17 protein-coding genes are annotated in these 15766 nt (G+C 67.0%); 1 reads left to right on the top strand and 16 read right to left on the bottom strand.

The window, feature by feature from the left end:
* Positions 1 to 10: 10 nt before the first annotated feature.
* From AB8808_RS12540 to AB8808_RS12530, 3 genes are read right to left on the bottom strand one after another with little or no spacing between them, the layout of a single operon-like run.
* Positions 11 to 577 (bottom strand): 2OG-Fe(II) oxygenase, encoded by a 567-nt coding sequence (locus AB8808_RS12540; protein WP_369929833.1) that lies wholly within the window; start codon positions 575 to 577, stop codon positions 11 to 13.
* A 2-nt stretch (positions 578 to 579) separates the two neighbouring features.
* On the bottom strand, positions 580 to 2721 hold the full coding sequence (locus AB8808_RS12535) for a peptidase domain-containing ABC transporter (protein WP_285401529.1): 2142 nt from the start codon (positions 2719 to 2721) through the stop codon (positions 580 to 582).
* Complete coding sequence (locus tag AB8808_RS12530) at positions 2718 to 3992, bottom strand: beta-barrel domain-containing protein (protein ID WP_285401531.1); 1275 nt, start codon at positions 3990 to 3992, stop codon at positions 2718 to 2720. Before AB8808_RS12530 ends, AB8808_RS12535 begins: the two co-directional genes overlap by 4 nt.
* A 190-nt stretch (positions 3993 to 4182) precedes the next feature.
* Here AB8808_RS12530 and AB8808_RS12525 point away from each other — a divergent pair, with 190 nt between their 5' ends.
* On the top strand, positions 4183 to 4848 hold the full coding sequence (locus AB8808_RS12525) for a response regulator (protein ID WP_285401533.1): 666 nt from the start codon (positions 4183 to 4185) through the stop codon (positions 4846 to 4848).
* Positions 4849 to 5265: 417 nt separating this feature from the next.
* On the opposite strand, the gene AB8808_RS12520 is transcribed toward AB8808_RS12525, so the two are convergent.
* The 13 genes from AB8808_RS12520 to phaR form a co-directional block, all read right to left on the bottom strand.
* A complete protein-coding gene (locus tag AB8808_RS12520) occupies positions 5266 to 5844 on the bottom strand; it encodes a cysteine dioxygenase family protein (RefSeq protein WP_369929829.1) in 579 nt (192 codons plus the stop codon).
* 89 nt (positions 5845 to 5933) lie between these two features.
* Positions 5934 to 7040: a homoserine O-acetyltransferase MetX gene (gene metX, locus AB8808_RS12515; RefSeq protein ID WP_285401537.1), complete on the bottom strand. Its 1107-nt coding sequence runs from the start codon at positions 7038 to 7040 to the stop codon at positions 5934 to 5936.
* A gap of 56 nt (positions 7041 to 7096) precedes the next feature.
* Positions 7097 to 7795, bottom strand: a complete 699-nt coding sequence (locus AB8808_RS12510) for a tetratricopeptide repeat protein (protein WP_369929826.1) — start codon at positions 7793 to 7795, stop codon at positions 7097 to 7099.
* Positions 7792 to 8307, bottom strand: coding sequence for a cytochrome c-type biogenesis protein (locus tag AB8808_RS12505; protein WP_369929825.1), 516 nt, complete (start codon positions 8305 to 8307; stop codon positions 7792 to 7794). The genes AB8808_RS12510 and AB8808_RS12505 overlap by 4 nt, the downstream gene beginning before the upstream one ends.
* Positions 8304 to 8849, bottom strand: a complete 546-nt coding sequence (locus AB8808_RS12500; RefSeq protein ID WP_369929823.1) for a DsbE family thiol:disulfide interchange protein — start codon at positions 8847 to 8849, stop codon at positions 8304 to 8306. The genes AB8808_RS12505 and AB8808_RS12500 overlap by 4 nt, the downstream gene beginning before the upstream one ends.
* Positions 8846 to 10804: a heme lyase CcmF/NrfE family subunit gene (locus AB8808_RS12495; protein WP_369929821.1), complete on the bottom strand. Its 1959-nt coding sequence runs from the start codon at positions 10802 to 10804 to the stop codon at positions 8846 to 8848. Before AB8808_RS12495 ends, AB8808_RS12500 begins: the two co-directional genes overlap by 4 nt.
* Positions 10801 to 11286: a cytochrome c maturation protein CcmE gene (ccmE, locus tag AB8808_RS12490; protein WP_369929819.1), complete on the bottom strand. Its 486-nt coding sequence runs from the start codon at positions 11284 to 11286 to the stop codon at positions 10801 to 10803. The genes AB8808_RS12495 and ccmE overlap by 4 nt, the downstream gene beginning before the upstream one ends.
* A complete protein-coding gene (gene ccmD / locus AB8808_RS12485) occupies positions 11270 to 11470 on the bottom strand; it encodes a heme exporter protein CcmD (protein WP_354512713.1) in 201 nt (66 codons plus the stop codon). Before ccmD ends, ccmE begins: the two co-directional genes overlap by 17 nt.
* Positions 11467 to 12237 carry a heme ABC transporter permease gene (locus AB8808_RS12480; RefSeq protein WP_369929816.1) on the bottom strand — a complete coding sequence of 257 codons (771 nt, stop codon included), beginning with the start codon at positions 12235 to 12237 and terminating at the stop codon, positions 11467 to 11469. The genes ccmD and AB8808_RS12480 overlap by 4 nt, the downstream gene beginning before the upstream one ends.
* Before the next feature lie 66 nt (positions 12238 to 12303).
* Positions 12304 to 12990 (bottom strand): heme exporter protein CcmB, encoded by a 687-nt coding sequence (gene ccmB, locus AB8808_RS12475; RefSeq protein WP_369929814.1) that lies wholly within the window; start codon positions 12988 to 12990, stop codon positions 12304 to 12306.
* Complete coding sequence (gene ccmA, locus AB8808_RS12470) at positions 12987 to 13616, bottom strand: heme ABC exporter ATP-binding protein CcmA (RefSeq protein WP_369929812.1); 630 nt, start codon at positions 13614 to 13616, stop codon at positions 12987 to 12989. Before ccmA ends, ccmB begins: the two co-directional genes overlap by 4 nt.
* A complete protein-coding gene (locus AB8808_RS12465; protein WP_369929811.1) occupies positions 13613 to 15016 on the bottom strand; it encodes an FAD-dependent oxidoreductase in 1404 nt (467 codons plus the stop codon). Before AB8808_RS12465 ends, ccmA begins: the two co-directional genes overlap by 4 nt.
* A gap of 87 nt (positions 15017 to 15103) precedes the next feature.
* Positions 15104 to 15607, bottom strand: a complete 504-nt coding sequence (phaR, locus tag AB8808_RS12460; RefSeq protein WP_369929809.1) for a polyhydroxyalkanoate synthesis repressor PhaR — start codon at positions 15605 to 15607, stop codon at positions 15104 to 15106.
* Positions 15608 to 15766: the final 159 nt, after the last annotated feature.

Below are 15766 nucleotides of genomic sequence, written 5' to 3'. Positions count from 1 at the left end.
ATCCCGCCGGTCAGCGGCGGATGCGTCGCATATGGAACGACAACGTCGTGCATAACGTGGGGCACTCCCGCGCGGGCGCCCGCGAAGCACGCACGATCGATCCGTCGAACAGCAGCAGCCGACCGGGCCGCGGGCGGACGGAAATGCATTCGCGCGCCGCATCGTAGAAGACCGTTTCACCCGCCCAGCCGTCCTTCCATTCCGCATTGGTATAGACCAGCGCGACCAGTTCGTGGTCGGACGGCTTCGCGGTGTGATGTGCCTCACCGTCCATGCCGTACGTATGGCCGTTGGCATAGGCCCGCACCAGGCCGTAGTCCGGCGCCAGCTCTTCGCGGATGTGCACCCATATCTCGTTGAGCGCCTGCAGGCCTGGCGTGGCGTTGAGCACGTCGTCGTGGATCGCCCGTTCCAGCGGATTGCGGCTACCGCACAGGTGCGTGTGCCACGACGGATGGGTGTCTCCCAGCAGGCCTGGGTAGATGCCGTACGACCAGCTGGCCTGGCCCGGCACCTGCGCCACGTCGAGGAAGTGGTTGACGACCTTCAGGGATGACGGTTCCGGCGACGACACCATGGTTACCTCGTGGATTCGTGGATGAAGCGGGCGGGCGGCGCAACGGCCGCGTCGCGTGGGCGTATGGCGCCGTCGACGAGTTCCAGGACACGATCGGCGTGGGCGATGGTCTCCGGACGATGCGCGATGACGATGCGCGTGATGTTCAAGGCCTTGATCGCCTGGTTGAGCTGGCGCTCCATGGCCACGTCGAGGTGGCTGGTCGCCTCGTCCAGCACCAGGATCTGCGGACGACGATAGAGGGCGCGCGCGAGGAAGAGCCGTTGCTGTTGCCCGCCTGACAGGGACGAGCCCATGTCGCCGACCAGGCTGTGGTAGCCCATCGGCATCGCGACGATATCGTCGTGCACGCCGGCGATGCGCGCCGCGGCTTCGATGTCGTCCTGCGTGGCGAGGGCATCGAACAGGCTGATGTTCTCGGCGATGGAGCCGGTGAACAGCTGGTCGTCCTGCATGACGCTGCTGGTCATGGAGCGATACGTGGCCTTGCCCAGCCGGCGCAGGTCCATGCCACCGATCTCGATACTGCCTTGCTGTGGATCGAGCAAGCCAAGGAGCAGGCGGATCAGGGTGCTCTTGCCGCAGCCCGAGGGTCCGACGATGGCCACCGATTCGCCCGGCCGCACCTCGAAGCTGCACTCGCGCAGTATCCACGGTTCGCCTTCGGCGTAGCGAAAGCCCACCTTCTGGAAAGCGACCCCCGCCGTGGGCAAGGGGCCTACGTGTTCGCTGGTGGCATAGGCCTCGGGCGCGGTGAGGACGATGTCGGCAAGTCGCTCCGCCTGCAGCCGCAGCATGCGCAACTCGATGGTGTAGTCGATCAGGCTGGCGACGCGGCTGCTGAACTGGTCGCCATAGGCTACGAAGGCCGTCAGCATGCCCACGGTGAACTGGCCCTTGAGCCCCAGCCATGCACCGATCCAGAGCACGCCCAGCCGCTGGCCACCCGTGGCCAATCCTTGCAGGGCGGTGAAAAGCATGTCCAGGCGCTGCACGGCGATCGACGTGTTGAGCGTTTCCGCCGCCGCGTTGAGGTAACGCGAGGTCTGCGCCGCTTCCTGGTTGTGCAGGCGGATGGTTTGTACGCCGCGTACCGCTTCGAGGAACCGGCTGTGCTGCCGGGCGCTCACGGTGATCTGGCTGAGGTTGGCCTCGCGATAGATCCTGAAATACAGCAGGCGCAGGCCCGCGTAGATGGCCGCGGCGCCGATGGTGACCGCCGCCAGCAACGGGCTGTAGATGAACAGCACCACCAGCGTGACGCTGGCCAGCAGGCCGTCCAGCATGATCTCGACGAAGCGCGTGGTCAGGGTCTGCTGGATGGTGTCGATGGCGCCGAAGCGCGAGACGATGTCACCCAGGTGGCGCGAACCGAAATACGCTTGCGGCAGGCGGATGAGGTGCGCGAAGACGTTGCCGGTCCAGCCCAGGTTGAAGTGCGTGCTCAACCACATCACCGTCCAGCTGCGCAGCGCGGAGACCAGCGTCTCGAGCACGATCAGCAGGGCGAAACTCAAGCCGAGAAACGTGAGCAGGTCATGGTCGCCGTCGGCGATCACCTGGTCCACGACCAACTGCATGAACAGCGGCGCCAGCAGGGCGAACAATTCCAGCACCAGCGCCAGACCGAAGATCTGAACCAGGCCGCGCCCCAACCCGCGGACCGACCCAGCCAGCGAGCGCAGGGATACCGGCGGGGGCGCCTGTTGCCTCTGGAACGTCGGGCCCCGGGAAAACTCGATCGCCACGCCGGTGAAGTGCCGCGCCACATCGGCCGCACTGAGCGTGCGCACGCCCACGGCCGGATCGTGGATCACGACCTTCCGCTTGCCCACATGGCGCAGCACGACGAAGTGGTCCATGTCCCAATGCAGCACGCAAGGCGTCTGCAACTGGGCCAGTTCTTCCATCTCCAGTTGCAGCGGTCGGCATTGCAGGCCCAGGGTGTGGGCGATGTCGAGCAGGCGGCGCGCGGTCATGCCCTTGAGCGACAACGTGAACCGTCGGCGCATGGCTGGAAGGTCGGTCTGGTGCCCGTGGTACGCCGCGATCATGACCAGGCAGGCCAGGCCGCACTCGGCCGACTCCGCCTGTAGCACGCTGGGCAGCGCGCGTTCGCGCCCGAAGTGCAGCCCGTCGCTCACGCGCCGTTGCTCCAGCGATGGCCCATGCCGTAAAGCGGCTCGAAGATCCATTCGACGATGCGTCGTCGGTCCAGCAGCATGTCGGCTTCCAGCGCCATGCCCGGGCGCAGGGGTTCGTCGTGGCCGTAGGCGTTGACGCTCTGCGATTTCAGGTCCACGTGGGCCAGGTACAGGGAATCAGGCGAGGGCGACGTGCCGCCGCCCAGCAGCAGCGTGACTTCCGAGGGCGTGAGCGCGCTGCGCGACACGCTGGTCACCACGCCATGCTGCAGGCCGAACTTCTGGTAGGGAAACGACGGGTAGTGGAGCGTGACATCGGTGCCGGGGTGCACGAAACCGACCGCCTGGCTTGGCACGAGGATCTGCGCCTGGAGGTTGGAGCCGTCCGGCACGATCGACAGCAACGGTTGCCCCATGGCCACGGACGCGCCGGGCTTGACCGTTACCGACGACACGATGCCGCTGGAGGGTGCACGCAATTCACTGGCGCGACTGGCCTCGTTTTGCGCCAGGGCCTGTTCGATCTGCGACAGCTGTCGGCGCAGTTCGTTGAGTTTGGCCGACACGGCCAGCGGCAACTGGGTGAGCTGGTCGTCCAGCGCGGTCACCTGCTGCTGTGTACTGTAGCGTTGCTGCTGCAACGACTTCAGCTGGGATTCGTCGGCCAGCAGCGCGGATTGTTCCTGCTCCACCTGCAACGAGGAGATATAGCCTTTCGATACCAGGCCCGACCATTTGGTCACGAGTTCCTGGACGAGTGCCATCTGTTTTTTCTGGATGACGATCTGCGCATCGATCTGCGCCAGCTGGCCCTTCAGCAAACCCTGCTGCGTACGATTGTCGTCGGCCTGCTTGCCTTGCAGCGTGAGCGTGTCACGGATGTCCTGCGACAGGCTGACGGCTTCGTGCTGCAATTGCAGGCTTACGCCGGCCGCGGTATTGCCGAGCGATTTGCTGGTGCGCTCCCCGGACAGGGCGACCAACAGCTGGCCCTTCGTCACGCGGTCGCCTTCCACCACCGCCACGCGATCCACGATGCCGACGCTGTTCGCCGTGATGCCGATCAGGCCGGCCCGCGGGACCAGAAGGCCTGTCACGTGGACACGCTGCGTGTAATGACCGGTGAACAACCACGTCAGGATGGCAGCCCCGAGCACCAGGGCGAACACCGTCCATACCTGGGTAGAAACTGGCGTGGCCAGGCGCACGACACCCAACCACTCCTGGCTGCCCGCGTCGGTCAGTTGCTTGCGAAAAAGCGAGGTTTCCATGTCCCATCCATCCCTTCGGTCTTCGCGCAAGCACGGATAATCGCTGGCGGAATCGATCCCCTTTTTTCGATGATGCCGCGACTTCCTGACGGGATTCTGACGCGAATCTTTCTTGAATCTGTCGGTGTCGAATTTACGATTTGCTGCGCTATGCTGCGGCCCTCGACGATGTCTTGCGGGCGGGGGCCTGATGCGAATTCTTTTGGTCGACGACGACGAGACGTTCGCGGTTGCCATGCGCCGCGGCCTGACCGACGAAGGATTTACCGTGGAACATGTCGTTTCCGCGGAGCAGGCGAGGGCATCGCTGGCGGTAGGCGATTTCGATCTGGCGGTGGTCGATACAGGCCTGCCTGGAGACGGTGGCAACGGTTTCCTCAAGGCACTACGTAAATCCGGCAATATGTTGCCGGTGGTGATGGTGGCTGCACGCGACTGCGTTTCCGATCGCATCGTGACGTTGGATCTGGGCGCCGACGATGTCCTCGTCAAGCCGTTTTCCCTGCTGGAACTGGCGGCGCGCTGTCGTGTGGTGGTCCGGCGCGTGCGTACGCTGGCCAGCTCCGAGCTGCGCGTGGGCGGACTTCACATGGATCTTTCCGGACGCATGGCATCCGTGGACAAGGTGCCGGTCGAACTGACCCGTCGCGAATGGTGCGTCCTGGAATCGCTGGCGTTGCGGGTGGGTCATGTCGTGAGCAAGGAAAAACTGCTGCACGCTATCGCATCGTGGGACTGCGACTCGTCCATCAACGCCGTGGAGATGCAGGTGTCGCGCCTGCGCGTCAAGCTGGGCGCCAGCGTGATGGTGCGTACCGTGCGCGGCGAAGGCTATCGCCTCGAACACGCGAACTGACGAAAAAAAACCACCCCCGCAAGACGGAAGTGGTTTTCATGTTTGGTGCCCGAGGCCGGAATCGAACCGGCACGCCTTGCGGCGGGGGATTTTCGTACCACTTCGGCTTTCGCCGCCGACACTTCCTTGCGAAAGCGACGTTCGTGGTCTGGAGCACGCCTTCACCGTAGCGCCGCGTTGGATCGCTTTGCCTTAGGTGCCCGCCGTCTGCTCTCTACACCTTCCGCCGGACCTTTCGGTGCCGGGGCTTGGCTCGGTATTAGCTCGGACTTGCGTCCAGGGCCTTCGCCGAGTTTGACGGGCTTCACCTCGGGGGTTTCCCCCTGAGGGCTCAATTTCTGGTCTGAGTCCCCTGCGTCTACCAGTTTCACCACTCGGGCCGACGCAAAACGTTACAACACGTGGATTATGCGGGATTCAATGGATCTGGTCGAGACCCAGCTTGCGCTCGTCGCGGTGGTACCAGTTGTTGCCCTCCGGATTGAACACCGCGCACTGGGTCATGCGACCGGAGTAGATGTGCAGGCTGACCGCGACGGCATCCTCGCTGGGATTGCGGATGGTGTGGTACTCGTGCGGCGGGATCAGGCTGCCGGCCGAGCCGGGGCCAGCCTGGATCGAGCCCACGGCGCGGAACTGGTAGCGCTCTGCCTCGTGGCCGAGCAGCTCGTACTGGACGATTTCCAGCGCGCCGTTCCAGACGCCCTCCACGCACCACATGCCGCTGTGGTCGTGGATCAGGGTGCCCTGGCCTGGACCCCAGGTCATGGCGACCACGCTGTAACCGTGCTCGTCGCTGCGGTAGAGCTCGCGGCGGGCGTAGTGGTCGCCGGTGGACTCGAAGACGCAGGCTGGCAGGATGACTTCCTGCGAGCGGATCAACCGGCACAGCGCATTGCGCAGGGTGTCGGTGATGGCCGGGGTATCCGGCTGCACGACGGAGGCGTCGATCGCATCGATGAGCTTGCGGCTGCCGGGGAAGTCGACCGTGATCATGCGTTTTACCTCTGGCGGCGGATAGGGCGTGGCAATGCCCGATACCTTCCATGATAGCAGGGCGCGCCGCGCGCCAGCGTCACGATGCCTCAGAGCGACCCCAGGAAACCACCGATGGCCTGGCTGTAGCTGGCGATGTCGACCAGGAAGGCATCGTGGCCCTGGGGCGAGTCCAGTGCCACGAATTCCACGGCGGCACCGGCCGCTTCCAGGCCCCGGGCGATGGTTTCCTGTTGCTCTAGCGGAAACAGGATGTCGGTGCTGACGCCGATCACCAGTGCGCGCTGCACATGGATGCGTGCCAGGCCGCGCATGACGTCGCCTTCGCCGTGTTCGGCCATGTCGAACCAGTCGCTGGCGCGCGACAGATAAAGGTAGCTGTTGGGATCGAACTGGCGATTGAAACGCCGGGCGTGGCCTTCGAGATAGGACTCGACCTGGAACTCGAAACCGAACGGCTCGTTTTCCTCGCGCTGCTCGGCATCCAGGCGGATACGTGCGAAGCGGCCGTTCCATTCCATCGCGGAGCGGTACGTGATGACCCCGAGCTTGCGCGCGATGCTCATGCCGTGTTCCGGCCAGGCTTCATCGCCGTAGTTGCCGCCGTTCCAGTGTGGATCGAGGCGGATGGCCTCGCGCTGCAGGGAGCGGATGGCGATGGCGAACGGTTGTGCCTGCGGGGCCGTATCCACGCTGATGTGCGTGCGCACCGTGCCCGGGTGCAGCAGCATGAACGCCAGCGCGCTCATGCCGCCCATGGAGCACCCGACCAGGCAGGCCAGGCGCTCGATGCCCAGCCCGGCGAGGACGACCTCGTGCGCGGCGTTGGCGACGTCTTCCAGCGAAAGCTCGGGGAAGGTCAGGCGATAGGGCTGCCCGGTGGCGGGGTCGATCGACGCGGGGCAGGTGGAGCCCTTGTCGCTGCCCAGCGAGTTGACGCAGACCACGAACCAGCGGTCGGTGTCGAACGCCTTGCCGGGGCCGATCATCTCCTGCCACCAGCCCGGCGTGGGGTCCTCGTCGTTGGACGTGGCGTGCGCGCTGGGCGAGAGGCCGGTAAGGATGAGGATAGCGTTGTCGCCTGCTGCGGCCAGTGTGCCCCAGGTTTCGTAGGCAACGCACGCGCCGTGCAGTTCGCCGCCGCGCTTCATGCGGAACGGTGAGGAAAGTGCGTGGTAGCGGCGGGCGTCACCCATGGGTCGTTCCTTCGTTGGAGGCGGTCGATACTGCCACGGCCACCGTGGGCGCCAGGTCAGCGTGACGAGGCGGGTGCCGGTACCGGGGCGTTATCGCCGGCGCCGGCGCGCTTGTCGGCCTCGGCGATCTGCTGGGCCACCGCGTGGGCGACGTTGGAGTCCGGGTCCAGCAGCGGTTGCAGGCTGCGCCAGGTGGCGGCGGCTTCCGCGAAACGCTGCTGCTGGAACTGGGCGATGCCGAGCAGCCACAGGGCCTTCTGGTTCTGCGGGTTGTCGGTCACGGCCGCCTGCAGCAGGTCGAAGCCACGCCCGACGATGCGGTGATCGTCGCGCAGCAGCGAATCCGCTTCCGCCCAGCCGACCATGGCCGCACCGTTGTGGGCATCGGTGTCCAGCGCATGCTCATAGGCATCGCGTGCCTGGGCGGGCTGCTTGAGCATGGTGTAGGTCTGGCCCAGCAGGAGCCAGCCCGGCACATCGTCCGGGTGCGCCTTCAGGCGGGCCTGCAGCGCAGCAATGGCCTCGTCCACGTCCATGTCTTTGGGCGGCGCCACGCCAGACAGGGTGGCGGGCTTGCCCACGAGCACGTAAATACCGACGCTGGCCAGCGGCAACAGCACGGCCAGGGCGACGACGAGTGCGAAGACGCCACGCGATCGCCCATGCAGGCGGCCCTGGCGAATCAGCGGAACGAGGATCAGCGCGAGGGCGACCAGCAGCATCGCAGTGGCGAGTAGATAGAACACGGTGCTCACCAGTCGTCCCCGGTATCGTGGGCCGGCATCTCGCCGCCGGCATGCTGGCGTGCGCGGCGGCGCACCTGGACGGCGACCAGCGTGCCGCCCAGGGCGAGCACCAGCAACGGGCCGAACCAGAGTAGCCAGGTCTTCGGCGACACCGGCGGTTCGTAGAGCACGAAATCCGAATAGCGCTCGACCAGGAAGGCCTTGATCTGCGCGTCGGTCTTGCCGGCCTGCATCATCTCGAAGATCTGCCGGCGCAGGTCGTGCGCGATGGGCGCGTTGGAGTCGGCCAGGGTTTCGTTCTGGCACATCGGGCAGCGTAGTTCGGCGCTGAGGGTCTGGAAGCGAATTTCTTCGGCGCGGTTGCGGAAGGGGAGGGGCTGGATGGCCTGGGCCAGGGTGGGGAGGGTAAGGAGCAGCAAAAGCAGGGTTAGCGCGGCCTTGGATGGTGTGGCACGGAGCCATCGCGCACATCGTGCGCTCCTACCGAGCGGGCGCGGGGACGGATACGGGCGCGAGGTCATGGGGCGGCCTCGTGGGAGAGCGCCTGCAGGGCGGGGCGGAATTCCCGGGTGACGACATCGGGCGTGATGGGGCCGACGTGCTTGTAGCGGATCACGCCTTTGCCGTCGATCAGGAAGGTTTCCGGCGCGCCATACACGCCGAAGTCGATGCCGACGCGCCCGTCGCGGTCGGCGATCACCACGTCGAACGGGTTGCCGTGCTCGCCTAGCCAGGCCGTCGCGTCGGCCGGGTCGTCCTTGTAGTCGAGCCCGATCAGCGGCAGGCCCAGGGCTTTCACTTCGCGGGACAGTACCGGGTGCTCGTGCACACACTCGATGCACCAGCTGCCGAACACGTTGAGGAAGTACGGCTTGCCCAGCAGCGAGGCCTTGTCGACGTGGCGGGCGGGCTCTCCCAGCACGGGCAGCGAAAACGCGGGCGCGGGCTTGTCGATCAGCGGCGAGACGATCTCGTGCTGGTCGTGCTGCGTGTTCCACCAGATGCCGAAGCCGAACAGGCCGCACAGCGCGAGGAAGACGAACAAAGGCATCAGGCGACTCATGCCGGCGACCCCGTACCCGGCAACGCGGCAGGCGACTTCTTCGCACGGAAACGGCGGTCGCTGGCGGCGAGGAAGCCGCCCAACATCATGATCAGGCCACCCAGCCAGATCCAGCGCACGAAGGGCTTGTAGTACAGCCGCAGCGCCCATGCCCCCTCGACGTCGGTGGCCTGCATCGGCTCGCCCAGGGCGACATAGATGTCACGGAACAGGCCGGCATCGATGGCCGATTCCGTCTGTACCTGGCCGCGCGAATAGGTGCGCTTCTGCGGCCGCACGGTGGCCAGCGTGGCGCCGTCGCGCTGGATGGCGACCGTGCCTTCGTCGGCGCGCCAGTTCGGGCCCTGCGTCTCGTGCACGCCGTCGAAGCGGAACACGTAGCCGGCGATGGTCTGGGTGTCGCCCGGGGCCATACGCACGTCGCGCTCCACGCTCAGCGATTCGGAGAGCATGACGCCGATCAGGAACACGGCGACGCCGGTGTGGGCCACCAGCATGCCTGCCATCTCGGCGGGGTAGCGGCGACCGCGTGGCATCTCGCGCCAGCGCTTCACCACATAGGACAACGTGCCCACGGCCACCCACGTGGCCCCGGCCACGCCGGCGATCGCCCGTGCATGGCCCGCCGCGAACACGGCGGCGACGATCGCGCAGACCACCGCGGCGATGCCGGCGCGCGCCGCCATTGCGGTCAGCTGCCGGCCCTCGGCGCGCCCCCAGCGAAGGTACGGCCCGAACGGCAGTAGCAGGATCGCGGGGGCCATCAGCGCGACGAAGAGGAAGCCGAAATACGGCGGCCCGACCGAGATGCGTCCCAGGTTCAGCGCATCGCCGATCAGCGGGAACAGCGTGCCCAGCAGCACCATGGCGGCGGCCGTGGTGAACAGCAGGTTGGCGACCATGATGCCGGTCTCGCGCGACAGCGCCGCGAACGGCTTGCCCGTCGCCACCTTGGGCGCACGCACCGCGTACAGCAGCAGCGAGCCGCCGATCACCACGATCAGGAAACCCAGGATGTAGAGGCCGCGACGTGGGTCCGAGGCGAAGGCGTGCACCGAGGTGAGCACGCCGGAGCGGACCAGGAAGGTTCCCAGCAGCGACAGGGAAAACGCGAACAGCGACAGCAGGATCGTCCACGCGGGCAGCGACCCGCGTTTCTCGGTCACGGCCTGGGCGTGGATCAGCGCGACGCCCACCAGCCAGGGCATGAACGAGGCGTTCTCGACCGGGTCCCAGAACCACCACCCGCCCCAGCCCAGTTCCGCGTAGGCCCACCAGCTGCCGGCCACGATACCCATGGTGAGGAACGCCCAGGACACGTTGGTCCAAGGACGCGCCCAGCGCACCCAGCCCTGTTCCAGCTCACCGCCGAGCAAGGCGGCAATGGAGAAGGCGAAGGCCACCGAGAAACCGACGTAGCCCATGTACAAGACGGGCGGGTGGAAGGTCATGCCGGGGTCCTGCAGCACCGGGTTCAGGTCGCCGCCGTCGCCGGGCATCGGCAGCTCGCGCAGGAACGGGTTGGAGGTGAACAGGATGAAGGCGAGGAAGCCGACGCCGATCAGGCCCAGCACACCGAGCACGCGGGAAGCGAAGGGCGTGGGCAGGTGGCGGCTGAGCAAGGCCAGCGCCAGCGACCATACGTTGAGGATGAACACCCACAACAGCATCGAGCCCTCATGCGCGCCCCATACCGCGGTGATGCGGTAGTACCAGGGCAGGGCGAGGTTGGAATTGTCCGCGACGTAGGCGACCGAGAAATCGAACGCCAGGAACGCATGGATCAGCACGCCCATGGCGAGGAAGACGAACAGCGCCTGCCCCACGGCAGCCGGCCGGGCCACGGCCATCAGCGTGGCGTTGCCACGCCAGGCGCCCACGATCGGCAGGATGCCCTGGACCAGCGCCAGCAGCAGCGCGAGCACGAGCGCGAACTGGCCCAGCTCCGGGATCATTCCGGCGTACCCGGCGCCATGGCCTTGTCGCCCGTGGCCTTTTCGTCGATCTTGCGGTTCTCGTGCGCCTTGGCCATGGCGTCCTTCAGTTCCTTCGGCATGTAGTTCTCGTCGTGCTTGGCCAGCACTTCGCTGGCGATGAAGCGCGCATCGTCCATGCGGCCCGTGGCGATCACCGACTGGTTGTCGCGGAACAGGTCGGGAAGGATGCCGGTGTATTCCACGGGCATCGCGCCGTCGGCGTCGACCACGATGAAACTGACCTTGAGGCTGTCCTTCGCCCGCTGGATGGAGCCGGCCTTGACCATGCCGCCGAGGCGGAAGTTGCTGTACTGGGTGGCCTGGCCCTGCTGCACCTGGCTGGGAGTGAAGAGATAATTCATGTTCCGCTGCAAGGCGAACACGGTGAGTCCCACCGCCACGACGGCGGCAAGGAGCACCGACACGACGATGGCGAGACGACGTTTACGGGTGGGGTTCATTACGGGGAGCGGTTCCGGGACGGCGGCGGTTTTCCTGGCGCGCGAGGCGCGCGCGCAGGTCGCGCAGGTTGCGTCGACGCCTGGCCAGGGGGGCCAGGGTGTCGAACAGGAGGATCAGGAGGAAGACGGCGAGCGATGTCCACACGTAGACGCCATAGGCGCCCATCGACAGGTCCGGTGTCATGCGGCGGCATCCTGCGTGGTGGTGCCCAGGGCGATGTCGCGCACCCAGGCCTTGCCGCCTTCCGCCACGACCAGTTCGGCGCGAACGCGCGCGAACAGGCTGGCGACGTAGTAGAGCTTGGTGGCGGCCATCATGGTCAGCAGCGGCCAGAGCATGCTGGCGTCGATGTGAGAGGGGCCGAGCAGGCGGATGGTGGCGCCCTGGTGCAGCGTGTTCCACCAGTTCACCGAGAAATGCACGATGGGTACGTTCACCGCGCCCACCAGCACCAGGAACGACGCCGCGCGCGCGCCCTGGCGCCGATCCTCGAACGAGCGATAGAGTCCGACGATGCCCAGATAGATGAACAGCAACACCAGTTCGGAGGTGAGCCGGGCGTCCCATGTCCACCAGGTGCCCCACATCGGCTTGCCCCAGAGCGAACCGGTGACCAGGGTGATGAGCGTGAACGCCGCGCCGACGGGTGCGGATTCCATCGCCACCGTTTCGGCGAGCTTGATCCGCCAGACCAGGCCGACGAACGCCGCCAAGGTCATCACGCCGTAGATGAAGAGGCTCATCCAGGCGCTGGGCACATGGATGAAGATGATGCGGTAGGCGTCGCCTTGCTGGTAGTCGGCCGGTGCCACGAACAGGCCGCCGTAGAGCGCCACGGCGCCCAGCAAAACGGCCAGTCCCAAAGCCCAGGGACGCACTGCGCCCGCGAAGCGATAGAACACGGGGGGTGAGCCGAGCCGGTGCAGCCAGAGGGGAACCCAGTTAGCCATCGATCCTCGTTGCCGTTTGGTGCGAGAAGGGGTGAGTCCGGATTCCGTGCCCGACGGTTGCATGCATCACGAATCCATCGCGATGCGCAGTGCCGACGCGCAGGCCAGCGGCGCCAGCACGAGGGCCATGACCAGGCCGGCGCCCAACCAGGCGACCGGCGCGATCCAGGGCAGACCCTCCTGCGCGGCAGCCACGGCCCCGGCGGCGAAGATCACCACCGGCACGCACAGCGGCAACAACATGAGCGCCAGAAGCATACCAGAGCGTCGCGAGCCGGCCGTCAGCGCCACCAGGATCGCACCGAGCAGGCACAGCAGCGGCGTGACCAGGACGAGGGTGAGCAACAGCACCGGCATGGCCGCCGACGGCAGTTTCAGCATGCCGGCGATCAGCGGCGCCACGACGATGAGGGGCAGCGACGACACGATCCAGTGCGCCAGGATCTTGCTGGCCACCAGCAGCGCGAGCGGCTGCGGCGCCAGCATCAGCAGTTCCATCGAGCCGTCTTCGATGTCCGTGCGGAACAGGGTATCCAGGGAAAGCAGGATCGCCAGCACCACCGTCACCAGCACCACGCCGGCGGCGAGGCGTGCCAGCAGCGCCGGGTCCGGACCCAATGCGAACGGAAACAGCGTGGCCACGATGATCGCGTACAGCACGGGCAGGGCGATGTCGCCGCGCCGACGCCAGGCCAGTGTGAGGTCGCGCCGCAGCAGCGCGGCGCAGGCGGCCGGTGTGCTTCCCGGCGTCATGCGTGCAGCCGGATGCGGCGCAGGGCGTCGCCCGCGAACGTCACCGCACCGTGGCTGGTGACGAGGGCCGCGCCGCCACGGGCCGCGTGGCCGTCGAGCAGGCGGTTGACCAGGGCGATGCCTTCGCGGTCGAGGTTGGCGTACGGCTCGTCCAGCAGCCACACCCGCGCGGGAAGCATGAGCAGCCGGGCCAGCGCCACGCGCTTCTTCTGCCCGGCGGACAACCGGCGCACGGCCTCGTCCTCGTAGCCCGCCAGGCCCACGTCGGCCAGGGCGTCGTCGACGTCGGCACCGGTGCGTACCCCGTAGAGGCCGGCGGCGAAGTGCAGGTTCTCGCGTGGCGACAGGTCGGCCTTGAGTCCGGGATGATGGCCCAGGAACACCACGGCCCCGGCCACGGTATCCAGTGAAAACGCCGCCCCGTCGAGCAGCACATCGCCTGAGGCGGCGCGCAGCGTGCCGGTAAGCACGCGCATCAGCGTGGTCTTGCCGCTGCCGTTGTCACCTTCCACCAGGGCGATCTCGCCCGCGCGCAGCGCGAAATCCACCGGGCCGAACACGGGTTCGTCCTGGCGCCGGAAACACAACGAGCGGGCTTCCAGCAGCACCGCGGCGGCCGCCGTCATGCGCCGCCCAGGGCCGGGCGAAGGCCGTGCTCGAACGCCTCGGCCGGCAGCGGCGGCAGCGTGGCCCGCAGGGCGCGCACGGCGGCATCGATATCGACCGTGCCCACGTCGTCGTGGCCCTTGAGCAGTTGCTCGACCAGCGTGTCCTGCGCCTGGCCGCGCTCCAGCGCGTATGCGTAGGGCAGGTGGGTGAAGGTGACCATGCGGTAGCGCGGCAGGTAATGCGACGGGCAGCGCTCGGTCAGCAGGGCGCCCAGTTCGCGCTTGCGCAGGAACACGGGGTCGGCCACCTTGTCGCGCATCTCCACGTAGTTTTCCAGCGCCATGCGCGCGATGGCGTCGGCGTTCGGTTTGCGTCGGGTTTCGAAGGCGGCGAACACCGCGGCCGGATCGGTCGGGTCGGCCGCGAACAGGTCGGCCAGTTCGGCGGCGTCCTCGAAGCCGCAGTTCATCCCCTGGCCGTGGAACGGCACGATGGCGTGCGCGGCGTCGCCGATCAGCAGGGCGCGGCCGCCGATGTGCCAGCGATCGAGGTACAGCGTGGCCAGCATGCCCACCGGATGGGCGGCCCAGTCGTGGGCGAAGGTCGGCATGAGCGCCAGGGCGTCGGGGAAGTCGGCGCGGAAGAAGGCTTCGGCCGCGCTGGTGTCCGCGATGCTGCGGAAGCTGGGGTGCTCGCCCTCGTTGGGCAGGAACAGCGTGACGGTGAAGCTGCCTTCGCGGTTGGGCAGCGCGATGCACATGTAATGCCCGCGCGGCCAGATGTGCAGCGCGTGGGGCTCGATGGCGAAAGGCGCAGCCGGGTCGCAGCCGGGCGGGATCTCCAGTTCCTTGTAGCCGTGGCCGAGTTCTTCGATCCGTTCGCCCAGCGGCGTGTTCCGGTGCATCTGCGTGCGGAGGGCGGAACCGGCACCGTCGGCGCCAATGACCACCGGCGCGTCGATGCTGCGCTGCGTCGCGTCCGTGCTGCGCAGCATGAGCGTGCCCGCGTCCAGGTCGGCGGACGCCAGGCCCTGTCCGAAGTGGAACGTGGCGCCCGCGGCCTCGGCGGCGTCGAGCATCAGGCCGTTCAGCCCCTCGCGGGACACCGACCAGATCACCTCGGAGTCGTCCGCGCCATAGCGCTGCAGGGCGCTGTGGCCGGCCGGATCGTGGACCATGCGGCCGCGCATCATCACCGACTGCGCCAGCACCTGTTCGGCCAGCCCGGTGGCGCGCAGGGCGTGCAGACCGCGTTCGGCCAGGGCGAGATTGATCGAGCGCCCCCCCTGGACGCCGGCTCGGCGCGGGTCGGGACGTTTTTCGAACACGCTGACGCGAAAGCCGCGTTGGGTCAGAAGCGTGGCCACCATGGCGCCGACCAGTCCGGCGCCGACCACGGCGATGTCGTTACGGGGCATGACGGCCTGTTGTCGCGGCGCGATAGGGCAAGGCAGCGCATCGTGCGCCGCCGCGTCGCCGGGAGCAAGCCCGGGCGACGCGATGGATCAGCCGGCTTTCTTGCCGGGACGGGCCTGGCGCGCGGCGGCGGGCTCGGCCGGCTTGGCCGTGGCCGCGTCGAGGAAACCGCGCTGCATCGACTTCCACACGTCGAGGTTGCGCTCGGTCATCTCGTTGAGCATGGACCAGGGGGTCTGGCCCATCAGGCTGTTGAGCTGGTTGCGGAACTGCTGCTGCTGGTCGAGGAACACCTGCAGGCTGCGCTCCAGGTAGGGGCCCATGAAGCCCTGCAGCGAATCGCCGTAGAAACGGATGATGTGCGAGAGCAGCTGCGGCGAGAGCATCGGCTGGCCGTGCTCCTCGTGCTCCGCGATGATCTGCAGCAACACGGAGCGGGTCAGGTCTTCACCGGACTTGGCGTCGCGGACTTCGAAAGTTTCACCGTCGAGGACCAGCTGGCGGACTTCTTCCAGCGTGATGTAGCTCGAGATTTCCGTATCGTAGAGACGACGGTTCGGATACTTCTTAATGATGCGTAGGGTTTGTGCCATGCGGCGAAAGCTACCACGAGGTATTGCGCCGCACCAGTTGCCATAAGTCCATGCAATCGTTTGCGTTCTTCACCTTTCCGATTGGAACGATTTAAATAACCGCAATTTAATGTTGCGCAGCATGATCGTCGTTCGTGCGGCGCACCCGGCTCGGGGTGC

Origin of the sequence: Xanthomonas sp. NCPPB 2632 (genome assembly GCF_041228075.2) — a bacterium.
Classification (GTDB): Bacteria; Pseudomonadota; Gammaproteobacteria; order Xanthomonadales; family Rhodanobacteraceae; genus Luteibacter.
This window is presented reverse-complemented; position numbering and strand designations above follow the sequence as displayed.